19 protein-coding genes are annotated in these 16,178 nt (G+C 61.9%); 7 read left to right on the top strand and 12 right to left on the bottom strand.

The genetic code is table 11. From position 1 onward, the window contains the following. Positions 1-62: 62 nt before the first annotated feature. The 4 genes from ACFQ6Y_RS02645 to ACFQ6Y_RS02630 form a co-directional block, all read right to left on the bottom strand. Complete coding sequence (locus tag ACFQ6Y_RS02645) at positions 63-791, bottom strand: Clp protease N-terminal domain-containing protein (RefSeq protein ID WP_080552754.1); 729 nt, start codon at positions 789-791, stop codon at positions 63-65. Between the two features lie 70 nt (positions 792-861). After that, positions 862-1,647: an alpha/beta fold hydrolase gene (locus ACFQ6Y_RS02640; protein WP_378628624.1), complete on the bottom strand. Its 786-nt coding sequence runs from the start codon at positions 1,645-1,647 to the stop codon at positions 862-864. A gap of 83 nt (positions 1,648-1,730) precedes the next feature. Continuing rightward, positions 1,731-2,723, bottom strand: coding sequence for an ABC transporter substrate-binding protein (locus ACFQ6Y_RS02635; protein WP_378628593.1), 993 nt, complete (start codon positions 2,721-2,723; stop codon positions 1,731-1,733). A 427-nt stretch (positions 2,724-3,150) separates the two neighbouring features. After that, positions 3,151-3,789: a DUF2461 domain-containing protein gene (locus tag ACFQ6Y_RS02630; RefSeq protein ID WP_378628590.1), complete on the bottom strand. Its 639-nt coding sequence runs from the start codon at positions 3,787-3,789 to the stop codon at positions 3,151-3,153. A 122-nt stretch (positions 3,790-3,911) separates the two neighbouring features. On the opposite strand from ACFQ6Y_RS02630, the gene ACFQ6Y_RS02625 reads away from it, so the two are divergent. Both ACFQ6Y_RS02625 and ACFQ6Y_RS02620 read left to right on the top strand, forming a co-directional pair. Next, positions 3,912-4,184, top strand: a complete 273-nt coding sequence (locus ACFQ6Y_RS02625; protein WP_378628588.1) for a hypothetical protein — start codon at positions 3,912-3,914, stop codon at positions 4,182-4,184. 93 nt (positions 4,185-4,277) lie between these two features. After that, positions 4,278-5,123 (top strand): mechanosensitive ion channel family protein, encoded by an 846-nt coding sequence (locus tag ACFQ6Y_RS02620; protein WP_003939801.1) that lies wholly within the window; start codon positions 4,278-4,280, stop codon positions 5,121-5,123. 94 nt (positions 5,124-5,217) lie between these two features. Here ACFQ6Y_RS02620 and codB read toward each other — a convergent pair whose 3' ends face one another. Beyond that, on the bottom strand, positions 5,218-6,549 hold the full coding sequence (gene codB, locus ACFQ6Y_RS02615) for a cytosine permease (RefSeq protein WP_378542272.1): 1,332 nt from the start codon (positions 6,547-6,549) through the stop codon (positions 5,218-5,220). After that, positions 6,546-7,010 carry a nucleoside deaminase gene (locus ACFQ6Y_RS02610; RefSeq protein WP_378628584.1) on the bottom strand — a complete coding sequence of 155 codons (465 nt, stop codon included), beginning with the start codon at positions 7,008-7,010 and terminating at the stop codon, positions 6,546-6,548. The genes codB and ACFQ6Y_RS02610 overlap by 4 nt, the downstream gene beginning before the upstream one ends. A 175-nt stretch (positions 7,011-7,185) precedes the next feature. On the opposite strand from ACFQ6Y_RS02610, the gene ACFQ6Y_RS02605 reads away from it, so the two are divergent. Together ACFQ6Y_RS02605 and ACFQ6Y_RS02600 are read left to right on the top strand one after the other, a co-directional pair. Then, positions 7,186-8,706: a PucR family transcriptional regulator gene (locus tag ACFQ6Y_RS02605; protein ID WP_378628580.1), complete on the top strand. Its 1,521-nt coding sequence runs from the start codon at positions 7,186-7,188 to the stop codon at positions 8,704-8,706. 28 nt (positions 8,707-8,734) lie between these two features. After that, positions 8,735-9,379, top strand: coding sequence for a formylglycine-generating enzyme family protein (locus ACFQ6Y_RS02600; RefSeq protein ID WP_378542266.1), 645 nt, complete (start codon positions 8,735-8,737; stop codon positions 9,377-9,379). Here the strand turns inward: ACFQ6Y_RS02600 and ACFQ6Y_RS02595 are convergent. Continuing rightward, positions 9,362-9,937, bottom strand: coding sequence for an AAA family ATPase (locus tag ACFQ6Y_RS02595; protein ID WP_378628577.1), 576 nt, complete (start codon positions 9,935-9,937; stop codon positions 9,362-9,364). The two genes, ACFQ6Y_RS02600 and ACFQ6Y_RS02595, sit on opposite strands and share 18 nt — an antisense overlap. 18 nt (positions 9,938-9,955) lie before the next feature. After that, positions 9,956-11,065 (bottom strand): DUF6670 family protein, encoded by a 1,110-nt coding sequence (locus tag ACFQ6Y_RS02590; protein WP_378531189.1) that lies wholly within the window; start codon positions 11,063-11,065, stop codon positions 9,956-9,958. Between the two features lie 146 nt (positions 11,066-11,211). Here ACFQ6Y_RS02590 and ACFQ6Y_RS02585 point away from each other — a divergent pair, with 146 nt between their 5' ends. The 3 genes from ACFQ6Y_RS02585 to ACFQ6Y_RS02575 are packed head-to-tail and all read left to right on the top strand — an operon-like array spanning position 11,212 to position 13,485. After that, positions 11,212-12,054, top strand: coding sequence for an alpha/beta hydrolase (locus ACFQ6Y_RS02585; RefSeq protein WP_019745522.1), 843 nt, complete (start codon positions 11,212-11,214; stop codon positions 12,052-12,054). Between the two features lie 2 nt (positions 12,055-12,056). Beyond that, complete coding sequence (locus tag ACFQ6Y_RS02580; protein ID WP_378628573.1) at positions 12,057-12,623, top strand: NTP transferase domain-containing protein; 567 nt, start codon at positions 12,057-12,059, stop codon at positions 12,621-12,623. Positions 12,624-12,681: 58 nt separating this feature from the next. Continuing rightward, the gene (locus ACFQ6Y_RS02575; RefSeq protein WP_378628570.1) at positions 12,682-13,485 is read left to right on the top strand and encodes a transglutaminase family protein; all 804 of its coding nucleotides are present in this window, start codon (positions 12,682-12,684) and stop codon (positions 13,483-13,485) included. A gap of 7 nt (positions 13,486-13,492) precedes the next feature. Here the strand turns inward: ACFQ6Y_RS02575 and ACFQ6Y_RS02570 are convergent, their stop codons facing one another. The 4 genes from ACFQ6Y_RS02570 to ACFQ6Y_RS02555 form a co-directional block, all read right to left on the bottom strand. After that, complete coding sequence (locus ACFQ6Y_RS02570) at positions 13,493-14,464, bottom strand: alpha/beta hydrolase (protein WP_378628566.1); 972 nt, start codon at positions 14,462-14,464, stop codon at positions 13,493-13,495. 143 nt (positions 14,465-14,607) lie between these two features. Beyond that, a complete protein-coding gene (locus ACFQ6Y_RS02565) occupies positions 14,608-15,045 on the bottom strand; it encodes an SRPBCC family protein (protein ID WP_378628562.1) in 438 nt (145 codons plus the stop codon). A gap of 10 nt (positions 15,046-15,055) precedes the next feature. Then, positions 15,056-15,595, bottom strand: a complete 540-nt coding sequence (locus ACFQ6Y_RS02560; RefSeq protein WP_378531179.1) for a LiaF domain-containing protein — start codon at positions 15,593-15,595, stop codon at positions 15,056-15,058. Positions 15,596-15,641: 46 nt separating this feature from the next. Beyond that, complete coding sequence (locus tag ACFQ6Y_RS02555) at positions 15,642-16,172, bottom strand: gluconokinase (protein ID WP_020909302.1); 531 nt, start codon at positions 16,170-16,172, stop codon at positions 15,642-15,644. Positions 16,173-16,178: the final 6 nt, after the last annotated feature.

The following is a 16,178-nucleotide window of genomic DNA, read 5'->3' as shown; positions in this document are numbered from 1 at the left end:
CACAAGAAGAGGGCCGTACCCGCAAGGGTGCGGCCCTCTTCTGCATCAGGATCACACATGAATCACTGATCCTGAATGACGGCCAGCGCTCCCACGATGTTCGACTCCGCAACCGATTTCGAGATTCCGAGGTCAGCCAGAACACCTGATCCGTCTTCGAGTTCGAGCAGTGCGAGCAGGATGTGCTCGGTTCCGATGTAGTTGTGGCCCAGGCGAAGAGCCTCACGGAACGTCAGTTCCAGGACCTTGCGCGCACGAGCGTCGTACGGAATGAGTTCTGGTAGTTCGGAAGTCGGAGTCGGTAGTACACCGGCCACTGCAGCTCGGACGGATCCGAGCTCCACCCCTTGCGCCACTATCGCCTTCGCAGCCAACCCGGCAGGCTCCTCGACGAGCCCCAGGAGCAGGTGCTCAGGCTGGATCTCTGCGTTACCGGCGGCGCGGGCTTCGTTCTGCGAGGCCATGACGACGTTCTTCGCCCGGGGAGTGAACCGGTTGAACCCTTCGTTCGGATCCATCGGCTTCTGATCACTCGGCGCCTTGGGAACAAAACGCTTCTGCGCAGCCTGCTTCGAGACACCCATGCTCGCGCCGATCTCCGTCCACGACGCTCCCGACCTGCGCGCCTGGTCGACGAAGTGGCCGATCAGATGGTCTGCAACTTCACCGAGATGATCAGCGGCGATCACGGCGTCGGACAGTTGGTCGAGCGCGTCGGTGTGCACCTTTTTGATCGCGTCGATGAGGTCGTCGAGCCGGACCTTGTTGGTCATTTCCACTGGTTTGCTCATGCGTCAACCATAGGTTGACGCAATCAAAATCGTCAACCCTAGGTTGACGATTGTTTTCGCCGCTCAGTGATTAGCCGGAAAAGAACTCGCGCAGAGCCGGGAGAATGGCGCCATCAGCGACGCCGTGACCCTGGCCGGGGATCTCCAAAGTCTTTGTCCCCGAAATTTTTTCGGCGATTCGCATTGCCGAAGCAGGCGCCCACTTACCACTGTCGCCGCCGTACATAACCAACGTGGGGACGGTAATCGAGGCCAGCCAGTCGAGCGACTCACAGCCGTGATCACACACCGCGACGTCATAGGGCAGGGTGTGCGCCATAGCGCACATGTCGGGCCAATCGGTACTCCGCTTGATCTCGTCGACCATCTCCGGAGACGCGCCGGTCAGGTCCAGAAAACGGGTCACAGCACCCTCCCTGTCGCCGCCCGCAATCAATCGCTCCAGGTCACTTTGGGCAGTCTCGTCACGCTGGTCGTCGTCCATGTACGGCGCCTCGTAGACGGCGAGCTTACGCATCGGAACGGCCTGCGCAGCGGCTTCCAATGCCAGCGCGGCACCCGACGACAATCCGTAGACCAGCGGTGGTTCACCGGTTGCCGCGACGACTGCTCGCAAATCCTCCACCTCGTCGTCGATCGAGAACGCGTGGCTGTCAGCGCTGTCCCCGCGCCCGCGCCGGTCGTACGAGTACACCGTGAAGTCCGCCGCCAACTCCGCAGCGAGAGAATCGAACCATCCTCGATCGCAGAACGCTCCGGCGACCAGGACCACTGCTGGTCCGGCACCGGAGCGTTCGTACGCGATGGTCGTACCGTCGCGGGATTGCACTACCTCTGGGGATTGCTCTGTTTTCACGTCGATCTCCTCAGGTCTGGTCAATGCCTACCTGATTAGACCGCCCGCGCTACCGAAACTCATCGGTCCAGTCGGCAGAGCATTCAGCTGATCTTGTTGTAGAGGGCATCCCAACCCTGCGCCACGTAGGAAATCGTGTAGATCGAACCGTAGAAGGTGGAGCCACCCAGACTGGTGACGTTGCCCGCCTGCACTGCCGGGAGTCGCTGCCACAGCTTGCTCGCCACCAATGCCTGGTACGCCGCACTGTCCTCGTTTTCGGTAATCATGAAGCCGTCGACGCCGGCCAGCACGTCGAGGCCCTCGAGGCTGACACCACCCTCGGGATCAAGCCCCTCCGAGGTGGCAGTTTTGCCACCGATGTCGCCGAGCGTCATGTCGCTGGGCTTGTCGCCCTTCTCGGACGTACGGATGCTCGTGACGTACAGCGTGTTCGTGTCTGGCATGAACGAGACACTGGCGACGGTCTTGGACGCAATCTTCTCGGCATGACGACTGCGGATGTCGGAAATCAGATTGTCGTAGTCGAGCGTCAATCGATCGAGTGTGGCCGTTCGACCGAGCCAGCCCGACAGCCGCGAGAGGTTGGTGCGCCAGTCGTCGGTGAACTCGGTCGTCAGAACCGGTGCGATGGTGGACATCTCGGCCACCGGCCACCAATCGCTCTCGTAGTTCAGGCACACGATCAGGTCGGGCTCGAGCGCCAAGATCTGCTCGCGGTTGGGGATCTCCGACAGGAACGGTACCGACGAATCGATAGGCACCCACGGTGTCGCCTGGGCGTACGTGTAGCCGACGAGCGGAAGTTCCAGAGCTACAGCAGGTTCGAGGTCGAGCCGAGAGTCGATCGCGACAACTCTCTTCGGATTGGCAGGAATGTCGTACGTTCCGAGAGGTGTCGTCACGGAACGCATTTCGGTTTCGCCCGAACTGCTTCCGCTGTCACCGCACGCAGCCAGGAACGCGCCCAGTCCGGCGATTCCGGCGCCGAAGCCGAGTTGCCGACGAGTGAGATCCGAGACGAGGCGGTTGTCGGAGTAACCCTCGGGAAGCAAGAGCGTGGATTGAGCGGGCATGCGTGTCGAACCTCCAGAAGAAATGATTCATCCACTGTTGCGAGCGGATAAGGATGCCCTAACAGCGTACGCAGGGAGGGTCGTCGCGATCGGCCCAGAAATAGTCGAATCAGGCCAAATCGAGCCGCCCTACTTGTCGAGCTTGCGCATCTCGACGAAGTAGACCGCGCTGAACGCGAGGTAGGTGCCGACGATTCCGAGAACCGAGATGATCAGGACGAGAGCAAGAAACATAGCCATGATGGTCTCCACTGACACGGGTTGTTCACGATGTCGATCGAGAGAAAATGGCTTCGAACTGCGGCGCTGCGACTCGAAGCGGTGCCGAAACTTTGGGTTACACACACCACGGTAGCCCCAGGCGTCTCGAGTTTCGATGAACTCGAGGTGAACTCTCCTACGGCTGCGTCACACTTTTGTCGAACGGTCAGTTCGGTCCGAGGGCCTGCCCCGACCACTCGACCAAAGGCGTCAGTGCGCGCCACGCCGCGCGAACTTCCTTCAATGTCCTGGCGCTGTCCAGCCACGGCGGGCTGGGGTAAGTACGACCAGCAGTCAGCGACTTGTGACGCAGCAACTCGATTCGCGGGTGGTCCACCGTGTACCCGCGAGGCGCAGTCTTGAGCTTGTCGCCGCCGATCGTGAATCCGGCCTTCTCGACGGAGGCCAGGATCTTCTCGAGCTCCGGTCCCCGAACGTCGTCGTCGACAGCCGCACGATAACGCGCGATGGTCTCCGAGCTGCTGGCGTAGAACCCGCCGGCCACCATCAACCCTGCCGCGTCGATCTGCACGTAGTAGCCACAGCTCTCGGCGAGACCGACAAACGCGCCCTGATGCGTCTTGTACGGAATCTTGTCCTTCGAGAATCGAACGTCACGATATGGCCGAAAGAGCTTGGCTGAGCCGAATTCGTCCTCCAACGCCGCGGTCAACGACGCCATCGGACGACGAACCACCTCGTCGTATGTCTCTTTGTGCGCTGCCCACCACGTCTTGCTGTTGTCGGCCTCTAGGTCTTCGTAAAAATCGAGTGCAGCAACGGGTATGCCAGTGAACGCAGCCATGTCGTAAGCCTAGTCCGAGCTGACACGCACAACCGACTTGTCATCCGAATGGACTCTTGCCGCGCCCGCGAATTGACCGAAACATGGCCAGGTGGAACAACAATTACTCACGGAGGGAACACATGACACCGAGACTGTCGGTATTCACGGATCTACTGACCCAAGAAGTCTTCCAACCAACCCCGGTGGTAGTGGAAGCCCCAGTCAACATTCCCGTTCTTGTCATCGCCGTCATCGCGTTGGTGACTGCGATAGCAGCACTTGCTGTGGCACTTTCGGCTCGCATGCGTGCCGCTGCCGCACCGCGATCCGCCGCGGCTCAACAATACGGATCAGTGCAAGCTTCGCAGAGCCCTCCACCGGCACCGCCCACCGGTTGGCACCCACACCAATAGAACCCAACCAAGTCAACCGCGTATCCCTGGCATCAAAGAGGTGTTGCCCTGCACCGATGCCCGGATCGGCCCGAATCCGTAGACTGCATGGGGATGATTTCCGAAATACAAGCATGGGAACTGACCGACACCAACCGAGACTGGCTGATTCACCGACCTGTCGAGATCGCAATCTACGTGGCGCTCGCAGTAGTGCTGCGCTTCGCACTGCACCGCGGGATCGACCGAATGTCGAAGCCTCGCAAGTCTCCGAACGCCAAGGTGAACGAGCGCAGATCGCAGCGGGCGCGGACCATCGGTTCGGTACTCAAATCGACGGTATCCATCGTCATCCTCGTCTGGTGTGTGCTGCAGATCCTCGGCATTCTCGGGATCAACGTCGCGCCGTTCATCGCATCAGCCGGTGTCATCGGCCTTGCCATCGGTTTCGGTGCACAAAATCTGGTGCGTGACTTCCTCTCCGGCATCTTCATGCTGCTCGAGGATCAGTACGGCGTCGGCGACGTCGTCGATCTCGGCGACGCGGTCGGCACCGTCGAAACAGTGGGCCTGCGTGTCACCACGATTCGAGATGTCAACGGCACCTTGTGGTACTGCCGCAACGGCGAAATCCTGCGAGTCGGCAACATGAGTCAGGGTTACGCCACTGCCGTTCTCGATCTCCCGATCGCCCACAACGCGAACGTGCACAAAGCGTGCGAGGTGGCGACGCGAGCTGTCCTCGAGGCGGCGGAGTCCGAACCGATCAGGGCGGACATGATCGACAAGCCTGAGATGCTGGGAGTCAATTCGGTTACTGCCGAGGCGATTACCATCCGAGTGACGGCGCAGGTCAAGCCTGGCCGCCAATGGGCGGTCCAGCGCGCGTTTGCGCGCTCGGCACTGACTGCATTCGAAGAGCAGGGTATCGAGGCACCCTACCTGCCTGTGTTGCGATGATTGTTGGGACGGAGTCAGCAGCCCTTCTCATTAACCCCGCGAGCCCCCGGCGCGGTGGATACCGCCGGGGGCTCGCTGGTGCCTGAAGCGTAATTCAGACGGTGGAGGTCGAGACCTCCCGGTTTGCCGATGTGTTACCAAAAACCCTGTGCAGGAACATCGTCAGAGCAATGGCTGCCACGATCCCGATCAGCGGCGGGATTCCCACCTCGAACTCACCGGAAAGCCAGGCGAGGAACGCTGCGACGGCATAAACGGCGAGGTTGCGCCAGTGCACCGGCCGCGGGATGTAATCCTCGGGAATGCCGCGCCGCCACCGGCACAGGAAATCCGCGATGATCACGCCGCCCAACGGCGGGATGAATGTTCCGAGCAGGCTCAGATAGTCGACGAGATGGTTATGCACACCGGTCAGAGCGAGTGCCGTGCCGATCACACATCCACCGATGACGAACGGAGTCTTGCGGGGCTTTCTGAACAATTCGGCGCCGGCCACCCCGAAGGCATATGCGGTGTCGGCGTTGCTCTTCCAGAGATTCCCGAACAGCAAGACCAGGCCCCAGCCGACAAGCCCAAGGTTGTAGAGAATCAGCACGAAGTCACCCTCGTGGAACGTGATAGCTCCGATGGCGCCGAACAGGATCATCAGCCCGTTTCCGAGGAGGAACCCGATAACGCAGGCCCACACCGCTTGTGATCCGGAACGGGCAAATCTGGTCCAGTTGGGCGCTTGCGTTCCCGCCGATACAAACGTGCCGACCACCGTGGTGATTGCGAGCGCGATCGTCATGGTCGTCGCGGGTTGAACCGAGACCAGGCCGGAGAATCCACCGACTTCTTCGAGGGACCGGAATACGACCCAGCAGGCCAACGCGAGGATCAAGGGCGTCGAGACGAGCGAGACCCAATACATTCCGCGGTAGCCATAGCAGGCGGTGATGCACATCAAGATGCTCGCCGCGATCATCACCGACGCCCTGGCGAGATAGGAATCCCAGCCCAATGCCTGGGCGGTGAGATCGCCGATCGTGCCGATGATGACTCCGTACCAGCCGATCTGGGTACCGCCGAGCAGGATCGAAGCGAGCTTGGACCCGCGAGTGCCGAAACTGTAGCGCGCCATCACAACTGTTGTCAGTCCAGTACGGGCTCCGACGAACCCCATCATGGCGACGTACACCCCCAAGATGGCAGATCCGGCGGCGATCACCACCATCAGTTTCCAGAACGAGAACGCGGTACCGAGCGCCGCTCCGGCCAACATCGTCGGAGTGAAGATGGTGAACCCCAACAACACCACCGCGAGCGAGAAGAAGGGCTTTCGTGCATGAAGTGGAACCGGAGTTACGGGATAGTCCGGATCGACCGGAGGGCCGGCACTCTCCGAATCACCTGCGACCGTGGCGGGTTCGACGGCGCTGCTCATACAACTTCGCCGATGTCTTCAAGCCACAGGCCCGGGCGCTCGGCCAGCATGCGGTCCATCAATGCCAGGCACTCTGCGTCGTCGACGACGTCGATCTGAATTCCGCTGCTACGCAACCATTCTTCCGACGACTCGAAGGATCGATTCTCGCCGACGACGATTCGAGGGATCTCGTAGAGACGCGCCGTTCCAGCGCACATGAAGCACGGCGACAAAGTCGTGTAGAGGACGCACTCGCGATACACCGAGGCCGGGAGCCGACCGGCTCGCTCGATGCAGTCGGTCTCGCCGTGACGGATGGCGCTGTTCATCTGGACCCGACGGTTGCGTCCGACTGCAAGCACCTCGCCTCGATGAATCAGTGCCGCGCCGATCGGCACGCCGCCCTCCTCCCAACCGATCTTCGCCTGTTCGATCGCTAGCCCGAGGAAATACTCATCGGTGTCTGCCGGGTGGTTCATGTGCGCTCCTGGAGTCTGACCAAAATCGTTGAATGTGGCTCGTGTCACAATCCGACCACGGTCGTAATACCCCGACAAGGGACAACCTGTCAGTTCGGCAGAACTAGCTCTATGACGGACTGCCCCCTCGGCGGACGATATGGAAATGCTGCCCACTCTGCGACAAGTTCTTGCGATGCCCTCGTTCAAGGCCGCAGCAATCGAAGTGCTCGCGGGCGACGTCGACACCGCGGTGGTCCGCTGGGTCCATTCGTCCGAGGTCTACGAGATGGGCGGGCTGTTGTCCGGAGGCGAGGTCCTTCTGACAACGGGGCTCGGCCTGCACGGACGATCCCCCGAGCAACTCACCGCCTACATCGACCAATTGGCGGACGCGGGATGCGTCGCCCTCGCGATGGAAGTCGGCCGCTCGTTCCTCACCGCCCCTGCCGAGCTCGTCGAGGCTTCGCGCCGGCGCGGGCTCGCGTTCCTGGCACTGCACGCAGTAGTGCCCTTCGAGCGGATGGTCGAAGACTTTCACGACCTCATGCTCCGCCGCACGCTCGGTTCGGCACGAGCCGGCGAGCCTGTCTGGCAAGAACTTCTGGGGATCGTGGTGGCGGGCCAAGGCATGACCGCACTACTGAACAAGGTGTCACGACTCGCAGGGTGCGGTGTCGATCTCCTCGACGCTGATGGCAGAACCGTCGAGCGCAGCACAACCGACGCAGAACGGTCCGAGACCGAACGGACGATCCACGACGTACGCGGGCCGACGAACTCGCTCGGTCGACTGGTCCTGAATGGCCGGGCAACCACACGCCGAACTGCCGTCGCCAACTGCGCCGCCGTGGCTGTGGCTCTGGAACTCGGTCGCCACGGCGATGTCGGCCCCAGTCAGTCACTCGCACAGTCGGTGATCACAGACGTGGTGGGCGGAGTGCTCACATCGCACGGCGACTTGTCCGAGCGACTGACAGCGGCCGGGTGGAAGCCGTTGTCGGAGGGCCAACATGTCCTCGTCGCCGCTGTCGACGTCGATCGACAAACGCCGGTTCGAGAGCTCGCGGACCCGGTGCGCAACGCTGTGCGAGCCGTGCTCGGCTCCTGTGTGGTCGGGACTGCGGCGAATCACGTCATCGTGCTCGCCCATGGCTGGTCGGCCGCATCCCCCGCACGAGTTCGGACGGCATTCACCGAAGCCGACGAGCTGCTACGCCGCGGACCCGGCGGTTCCGCGGTACGCACGCTCGGAGTCGCGACACCGGTCGAGGATCTGTCCGGCGTCGGGGCCGCCGTCGCGCAAGCTCGCGAGGTCGTTCAGATCGCACGGCGTTTCGGCACCCGAACCGGCGTGATCCTCGCGAGAGACGTCGGAGTCCAACGACTGCTCGCCGCCGGCACGACACCCGCTTCCCTGTCCTCGTTCGTCACGGAGCAACTCGGTTCGCTGATCGCTTACGACACAGCACATTCCGCAGATCTCGTCCGAACCCTCGATGCATACCTCGCACATCGGGGCGGCAAGGCGAGAACCGCGGATCTGCTCGGGATCAGGCGCCAGTCGCTCTATGCGCGATTGACTCGTATCGAAAAGCTGATGGGAGTTTCTCTCGACGATCCGGCACAGGTGGTGTGTCTCGGACTTGCACTGACCGCATGGCGAATGCGCACCGGCCTTGATCCGCAGGCCGCGTTCGAGCGTCTCCCCGGGTGAGCAACTACCGTTCTGCGATGATGGACGTATGACCGGAGCAGCGGAGTTGATGATCGAGATCCCTGCCGGGGAGGTGCATCTTCGGGACGACCGCAAGGGTACTGCGTGGACCTCGAGAGTCGAATCCTTCCGCCTCGCGCGCCATCTCACGACCCTGGCACTGCTTCACGGAGATTCGTCGGCCGATTCGAGCAAGCCCGCAGTCGATCTTTCCTGGCAAGACGTCATCGCAACCTGCAACACACTGTCCGTCGAGGACGGTCTGACGCCCGCATATCGAGACGTCGACACCGATTCTCCGCAGTGGGACCGGACTGCAACCGGCTACCGACTCGCCACCGAGGCGGAGTGGCAGTACGCGTGCAAGGCCGGCACCTCCGGCTACCGCTACGGCGAGATCGACGAGATTGCCTGGTACAGCGACAATTCAGAGGGTAGGGCGCATCCCGTCGGAACGAAGGCACCCAACAACTGGGGCCTGTACGACATGATCGGCAATGTCTGGGAATGGTGCTGGGATCTCTACGACCCCGAGGTTTACGGCACGTACCGAATCTTTCGCGGCGGCAGTTGGGCCGAAAGTGAGCGCGGTTGCGGCGCTACCGTAAGGAGGCGAAGCCACCCGACGTTTGCTATCGACGATCTGGGATTTCGCCTAGCTCAGACGATCTGAGGGCAGGCGGCCGAGGACTTCGAGCACAGCCTCGATCTCTTCTCGACTGCGCAGCCGAACTATCGGTAACGACGGCACATCGACAAGAACAGTGGCCATTCGCTCCGCGTTGTGTCCGTCGGTTCGCCAGGCCCACCGAACCACGTGTTCCGGATCGAAGAGAATGGTGTGCAGGGGCGGCTCCATGTTGCGGTTCCACAACACCTCTCGCTGCAGACGCCGACGTACGGTTCGTGTGATCACCTGGCGCATCACCTGCCGCCGAGGCAGATCCAACCACAGCATCAGGTCCGCACGCTCGGCCAGAAGTCGACGCACCGCACCGTACTGCCACTCGGTCACCCAGGCCGGCTCACTGGAAAAGCGTCGTACTTCGGTTTCGAAACTCTCGAGCGGAATCCAGTCGGGCCCGTGGAAGAGAGAGTCCAGCTCAGTGTGTTCGATCTCCAGAAGCCGCCCGATTCGACCGGCGAGAGTCGTCTTTCCGGCGCCCGAGGTCCCCGCGACAAGGATCTTCTGCGGACGAATCGTCAGCGCGGTGGGGTCTACGAAAGGCACCGATACACACTAGGGGCCTTACACTTCGCAGTCCACCCATTCGATGTAACCGGTGCCGTTGATCGACGCACCGTCGAAGCTTCCCCGGTAGGTGTACGCGCCGACGTATCCCTTGCCGTGACCGTAGCGCCACTCCGAGTCGATCTCGGCCTCGAACTCCACGACCGTCCTGCCGTGATCGCGTACCTGCCAACGCAGTACGCGCGGCACACGCATCTCGCGACCCTGCGGGTCGACATGCAATGCGTCGGCGTACTCGAGCACGTCGAACACGACGTCGTCGAAAACCCTTGCGCTACCGTCCACAGTTCGAACGTAGGCGAGCTTGCACGCCGTCACCCCTGACGCTCGAACATCGGTGAGCAACAGTTGATGCCGGTCGTCGAGTTGAACGATCTGATAGGTGAAGAAGTCGGCCGGGAGCTTCCACGACTCGGGAAGGGCGCGGCGAGTCAAAGATTGTGGCGTCATGCACCGCGCGTATTCAACGGTGCACGGAGCCGAAATGCTCACCGGTCCATCCGGACTCGAGATCGTCCCCGAACACTGCGCCAGAAGACTGACGTGGTCGTAGACCGGATTGCGCACGAACCACGACGCTTGATCTGTTGCCACTACCTCCAGATCGACATCGAAAGAGTCGTAGCGCCCGGTGACACGGAAATTCGGGTAGTTGTTCTCGATGATCAGGTTGTCACCGAAGGAAATTCGCGAACCGCCTTCTTCGAAAGCGCACTCGTCGTCGGCGTCGTACGCCCGATAGAAGTGGTGGCCAGGCGCAGCGGTGGAACTCAGCACGGTTGCGGTATTTCGCGCGTCGGGTGCAGCGAGATAGTCGTTGTCGAAGACCACCGTCCCGGTGGCACCGATCAACGTCATGGTGTTGAGATAGCGAAACGGCCCTGGCAACTCGGGAACGAAGATCCCGTAGTGCGTCCAGGCAAATTTCCGCGAAGCAAGATGCGGGCGCATCATCGCCGGTCGATCGAACGGGCGTACCGACTCGGCCATCCGCTTGTCGATCAGCGGAAGCGCACCGTCCAGCAAGGCCCGTACCGCCGGTCGCCACAACCGACGCGAGCGGGTGGCGGAGGCAGTGTGGGAACGATCAACAGTTTGTCCGGTCACGCCCCCAAGTTAATGTAACCAGACGTAACAAACAAGTGTCGAAGTTTTCCTCGACGACCTCACCCCTGAACACCCGCGCCCTGCGCAAGGGGCGAATAGCATGTGAGAATCCGCGTACCGGAACCGGTCGCAGAGAGGGCGCAACAATGCAGCACGAAGAGTCGTCGTTCACCGGGGTAGCCGGCACCAAGATCGTCTACGACGTCTGGACTCCGGACCGCGAACCCACCGGGGTTCTTGTCCTCTGCCACGGCCTCGGCGAACATGCGAGGCGCTACGACCACGTAGCCGCGCGACTCGGCGAACTCGGTCTCATCGTGTACGCACCCGACCACCGCGGGCACGGTCGGTCCGGCGGCAAGCGCGTTCACCTGAAGGAATTCTCCGACTTCACCGACGACGTCCACACCTTGTTCTCGATCGTGACAGCAGCACACCCCGGCAAGGACAAGTTCCTGCTCGGACACAGCATGGGCGGCGCGATCGCGCTTTCCTACGCCCTCGATCATCAGGCCGATCTGAAGGCGCTCGCACTTTCCGGACCTGCTGTGATCATTGCAACCGGAACTCCGAAAATCGTGATGCAGTTGGGCAAGATCGTCGGCAAATATCTCCCCGACGTACCCGTCGAGAATCTGGAAGCGGCTGCGGTATCGCGTGATCAGAAGGTTGTCGACAAGTACAACGCCGATCCGCTGGTGCACCACGGCAAGGTTCCCGCCGGAATCGCGCGCGGCATGATCACCGCCGCGGAAGGCTTCCCGGCGCGCCTGCCTTCGCTCACCATTCCCGTACTGCTTCAACACGGTTCGGACGACCGTTTGACGGACCCCGCCGGCAGTAAGCTCGTCGCAGATCTGGCCGGCTCTTCGGACGTCACCTTGAAGGTGTATGACGGTCTGTACCACGAGATCTTCAACGAGCCTGAGCAGGAAGAAGTTCTGAACGATCTGATCGAGTGGCTGCGTCCGCGGGTCACCGGAGCATAGTCGTGTCGACGTGCGGGATCCTGCTGGCTGCCGGGGCCGGATCCCGCATGGGCAAACCCAAAGCGCTCGTCACAAACGCGGACGGTCAGCCTTGGCTTCGCCACGGGGTGACGACACTGCAGTCCGCAGGCCTCTCACCGGTCATCGTGGTCCTCGGCGCTCAGGCAGAGGACGCCCTCGAACTACTGCCCACCACCGATGTCGTTGTAGTGATATCGGATTGGCAGCACGGAATGAGCGCCTCGCTGCGGTGCGGACTCGAGGCCGCCATGAGAATCGACGACGCAGACGCGGCAGCGATCTCCCTGGTCGACGTTCCGGATCTCGATGCCGACACCGTGACGCGGATCGTGGGTGTGAGCGCCCCTGCGCGAAACATGCTGCGAAGAGCCGTTTTTCACGGTAGGCCCGGCCATCCCGTCCTGATCGGACGTGACCATTGGCCGATGCTTGCAGAGTCTCTCACCGGGGACGGGGGCGCCAATACCTACCTACGAGAACACGGGGTCGAATTGGTGGAGTGCAGCGACCTCAGCAGCGGCGTCGACGTCGACTATCCCGAAGCCTGATCGCACGCCGCAATCCTCCCAGGTGGTGGGTGTCCGTATTCGGTGTAAAGATGATCCGATGAAACGTACCGTCGCCGCCCTGCTCGACATCGAGATCGACGAGGCGACCAACCTGGAGTTCAAGATCGCGGTGACGCGCGCGCCGGGTGTCGAACTGCTGGAAACGATGTCGTTCGTCCATGACGGCAATCCACTCGAACCCCGCGAGATCACCGCCGAACACGGTACCCGCATCCACCTACTCGACTGTGCCCCAGGCAAACTGATCGTCAGCTACGACGCGACCGTGATCGGCCGCGCCGAACCGGCGTCGGTCAGCGACTACGACGTGTCGAAGTATCTGCGCCCCAGTCGGTATGCCGAGGCGGACAAGTTCTTCGGTTTTGTCGCCGGGCAATTCGATCTCACCACTCCCCCGGCCGAACTCCTTCTCGAAGTCACTCGCTGGGTGAGTACACATTTGAGTTATGTTCCCGGCACCAGTCGCGGTACCGACAGTGCGGTCGACACCTTGCTCGCCGGCGCCGGAGTGTGCCGCGACTACTCGCACCTGACCATCTCACTGCTGCGCGCCGTGGGGATTCCCGCTCGACTGGTGGCCGTCTACGCGCCGGGTTGCGATCCGATGGATTTTCACGCTGTCGTCGAAGCCAACATCGACAACGTGTGGCGCGTGGTCGATGCAACGCAATTGGCGCCGCGGAGCAATCTTGTGCGCATCTCGACCGGCCGAGACGCCGCGGACACAGCGTTCCTCGACAACCACGGCGGTTCGATCACGTTGCATGCCTCGGAAGTTCGCGCAGTCGTCGACGGCATTCTCGACAACGACGACTACGCGACCCTCACGTCGATCGGCTGAGAAAGCGTCAGGCGCTGATCTGGTTCTGCGAGGCCATCGTTCGCTCGAGGAACTTGACTGTGAGATCGACGATCGCCTTGCCCTCCCGAAGAGCTTTGCCGATCACCGGGAAAGCATGGATCTGCCCACTCCAGATGTGCGTTTCGACGGCTTGTCCCGCCTTGATCAGGTTCTCGGTCATGATCTCGACGTCCGGACGCATCAATTCGTATTCGGCGGACACCAGGAACGACGGCGGAATCAGACTGGCATCGGCGTTGATCGGAGACTCTGCACCGACTATTTCGTCCGGACCTTCGAGCCACCGGTCCTTGAGCTTTTCCACCTGTGACATCGGCAGGTAGGCATCGCGTTTCATGAAATCGGGATCGTGATCCTCGAGGTTCACGTTGAGAAGTGGCGAGTAGCCAATAACGGCTGCGGGGCGCGTGATTCCGCGCAGTGCGGCAATTTCGGCGACTTTCATGGCCAGGTATCCACCCGCCGAATCACCGGCAACCACAATCTTGTTCGGGTCTTCCGCTGTCTCGAGCAACGCGGTGTACGCGGCCATTGCGTCCTTGACGGAGGTGCCGATGGAACCTTCCGGCAGCTGGCGGTAGCGCACGGAGATCACCGGTACGCCGGCCTTCGCCGACAGCAGGCCGCACAGTGCCCGGTGCGTTGCCAGACCGCAGAAGACGAAACCGCCGCCGTGGAAGTACAGGATCGTGGCGCCGGCCAACTCGCCCTGCGCTTTGCGCGGATGCTTCACCTTCTCGCTGGGCACACCGCCGAGCGTGAAGGGCTCGATGTCGAGGTTCTTCGGCTTCGGCAGCTTGTCCGCCATCGCGTCGAGTCGCTCGAGTTGGCGGATACCGCGTTCGGTGGTCGGCCAGAGCGTGAACATCGGCTTCACGAACGTCCTGGTCAGGCAAAAGATAACCCGCGCTCGCGGACTCACGTTCCAATGCCATACCGTCGAATCTCGCGTCCGCATAGCGTCCTCCCAGGTCAAGCCGTTTTGTGCATTTGAGTTACACATACTTGTCGGCTGCTGTTGTGAACGATAACTGACGCTGCGTCAAAATGACACGACGGGTAGTCCTCAATTGCTCGAGCGTGTGCAAGTTCTGGTCGCGATCACGGCCGGGAGAGATATGCGCACAGTCCGCGGTGCCCTCCACGCATCATCGCTTCATGATTCCACTCGAACAGCGGCTTCGCGATCTTCGAGGCCAGGCCGAGTGCTCCGGACACCGCTACTTGCTGCCGAAAGTCGGCGATACAACCAGATCCTGCGGGGCGCACCGCCCAACTACTCCAGCCGGTCATTGCGCCGGTGAGTTGCACTTTCAGGTAGCGCGCAATGGGGTCTTCGACCTCGCGTCGCCCGAAAACCAGCAACGTCAGAGGGACGGCGCTGCGGATGGCCATGGAGCCCGAGTGCTCGTCGGTCGTCCGGACTCGACGTATCTGAGGCCACCACTGCGAATACCTCTCGGCGTCCGCGAGAACCTCGTAGACACGGTCGGCAGAGGCCGGGAGCGTCCAGACGCTGTGGAAGTCGAAGTCGGTCACGGCGCCCGAGCTAGCCGGTGCGCACTGTGAGATCACCGAACAACGAATACGAGACGACACGAATAACCGGTGCACCTGGGCCGGGATCCTGTCGACCCCCGTCGAATTCCCGATCTCCGAAAAGGTCGAAGCCACCCAACTCGACTGAAACACCCTCCGGAACCCGCAACCTCGTGTCCCCGAAGATCGAAACGATGGTGATCGTCGAGGAGGACGCGGTGATGGTTGCCGATCGCAGATCGAACTTGACGTCCCCGAACAACAGCAGAGCGAGTGTCTTTTTCGCCAAAGACCAACGGCCGGAGCGCTTCGTGTCACCGAAGACACCGACGATCGTTGCTTGCGGCGACGACACCACGGCGGGTGGTGCCGCACTGAACGGCACGATCCGCTCGAGTTGCCCTCGATCCGCGGTGGGCGACCACACCACTGCCGCTTTGTCCGAGTACTCCTCGAGGGTCAAACGCCCCTCACCCACCGCGACTTCCAGACGCGCTTGGGCATCGACACGCAGTTGATCGACGTCGTGGCCTTCTTCAGCAGCAGTCACCCAAGCACCGTAACCCGAACCGCGGGTGCCTACACGCCTGGCCCGGTCAGTACTCGAAGGTCTCCACCCGACGCAGGATCTCCTCCGCGATCTTCGCGGGACTTCCACCCACGTCGACGACGATGGCCTGCTCATCCGGGTCGACGGCCTCGAGCGTCGAGATCTGGGAGTCGAGGAGCGAGGCGGGCATGTAGTGATCGAGGCGAGCGGTCAACCGCTGACCGATCTGATCCCGCGAACCTGCGAGGTGCACGAACACGACGTGCTCACCGCGAAGGACGTCGCGGTAACTCCGCTTGAGTGCCGAACACGTGACGATTCCCGGCTGACCGGCGTCGGTGTGACTCTTGATCCAGACGGCGATCTTGTCGAGCCAGGGCCAGCGATCGTCGTCGTTCAACGGGTGCCCGGTCGCCATCTTGTCGATGTTCGCCTGCGGGTGGAGATCGTCGCCCTCTTGAAGGTCCCAGCCCATCGCTCCGGCGAGCATGCCGCCGACCGTAGACTTTCCCGAACCCGAGACACCCATCAGGACGAGCACGGGATACTGCTTCTGCTGTGCCGCTTCGCTGTTCATGTGCTC

Origin of the sequence: Rhodococcus sp. NPDC056516, assembly GCF_042794655.1 — a bacterium.
GTDB lineage: Bacteria > Actinomycetota > Actinomycetes > Mycobacteriales > Mycobacteriaceae > Rhodococcus_F.
This window is presented reverse-complemented; position numbering and strand designations above follow the sequence as displayed.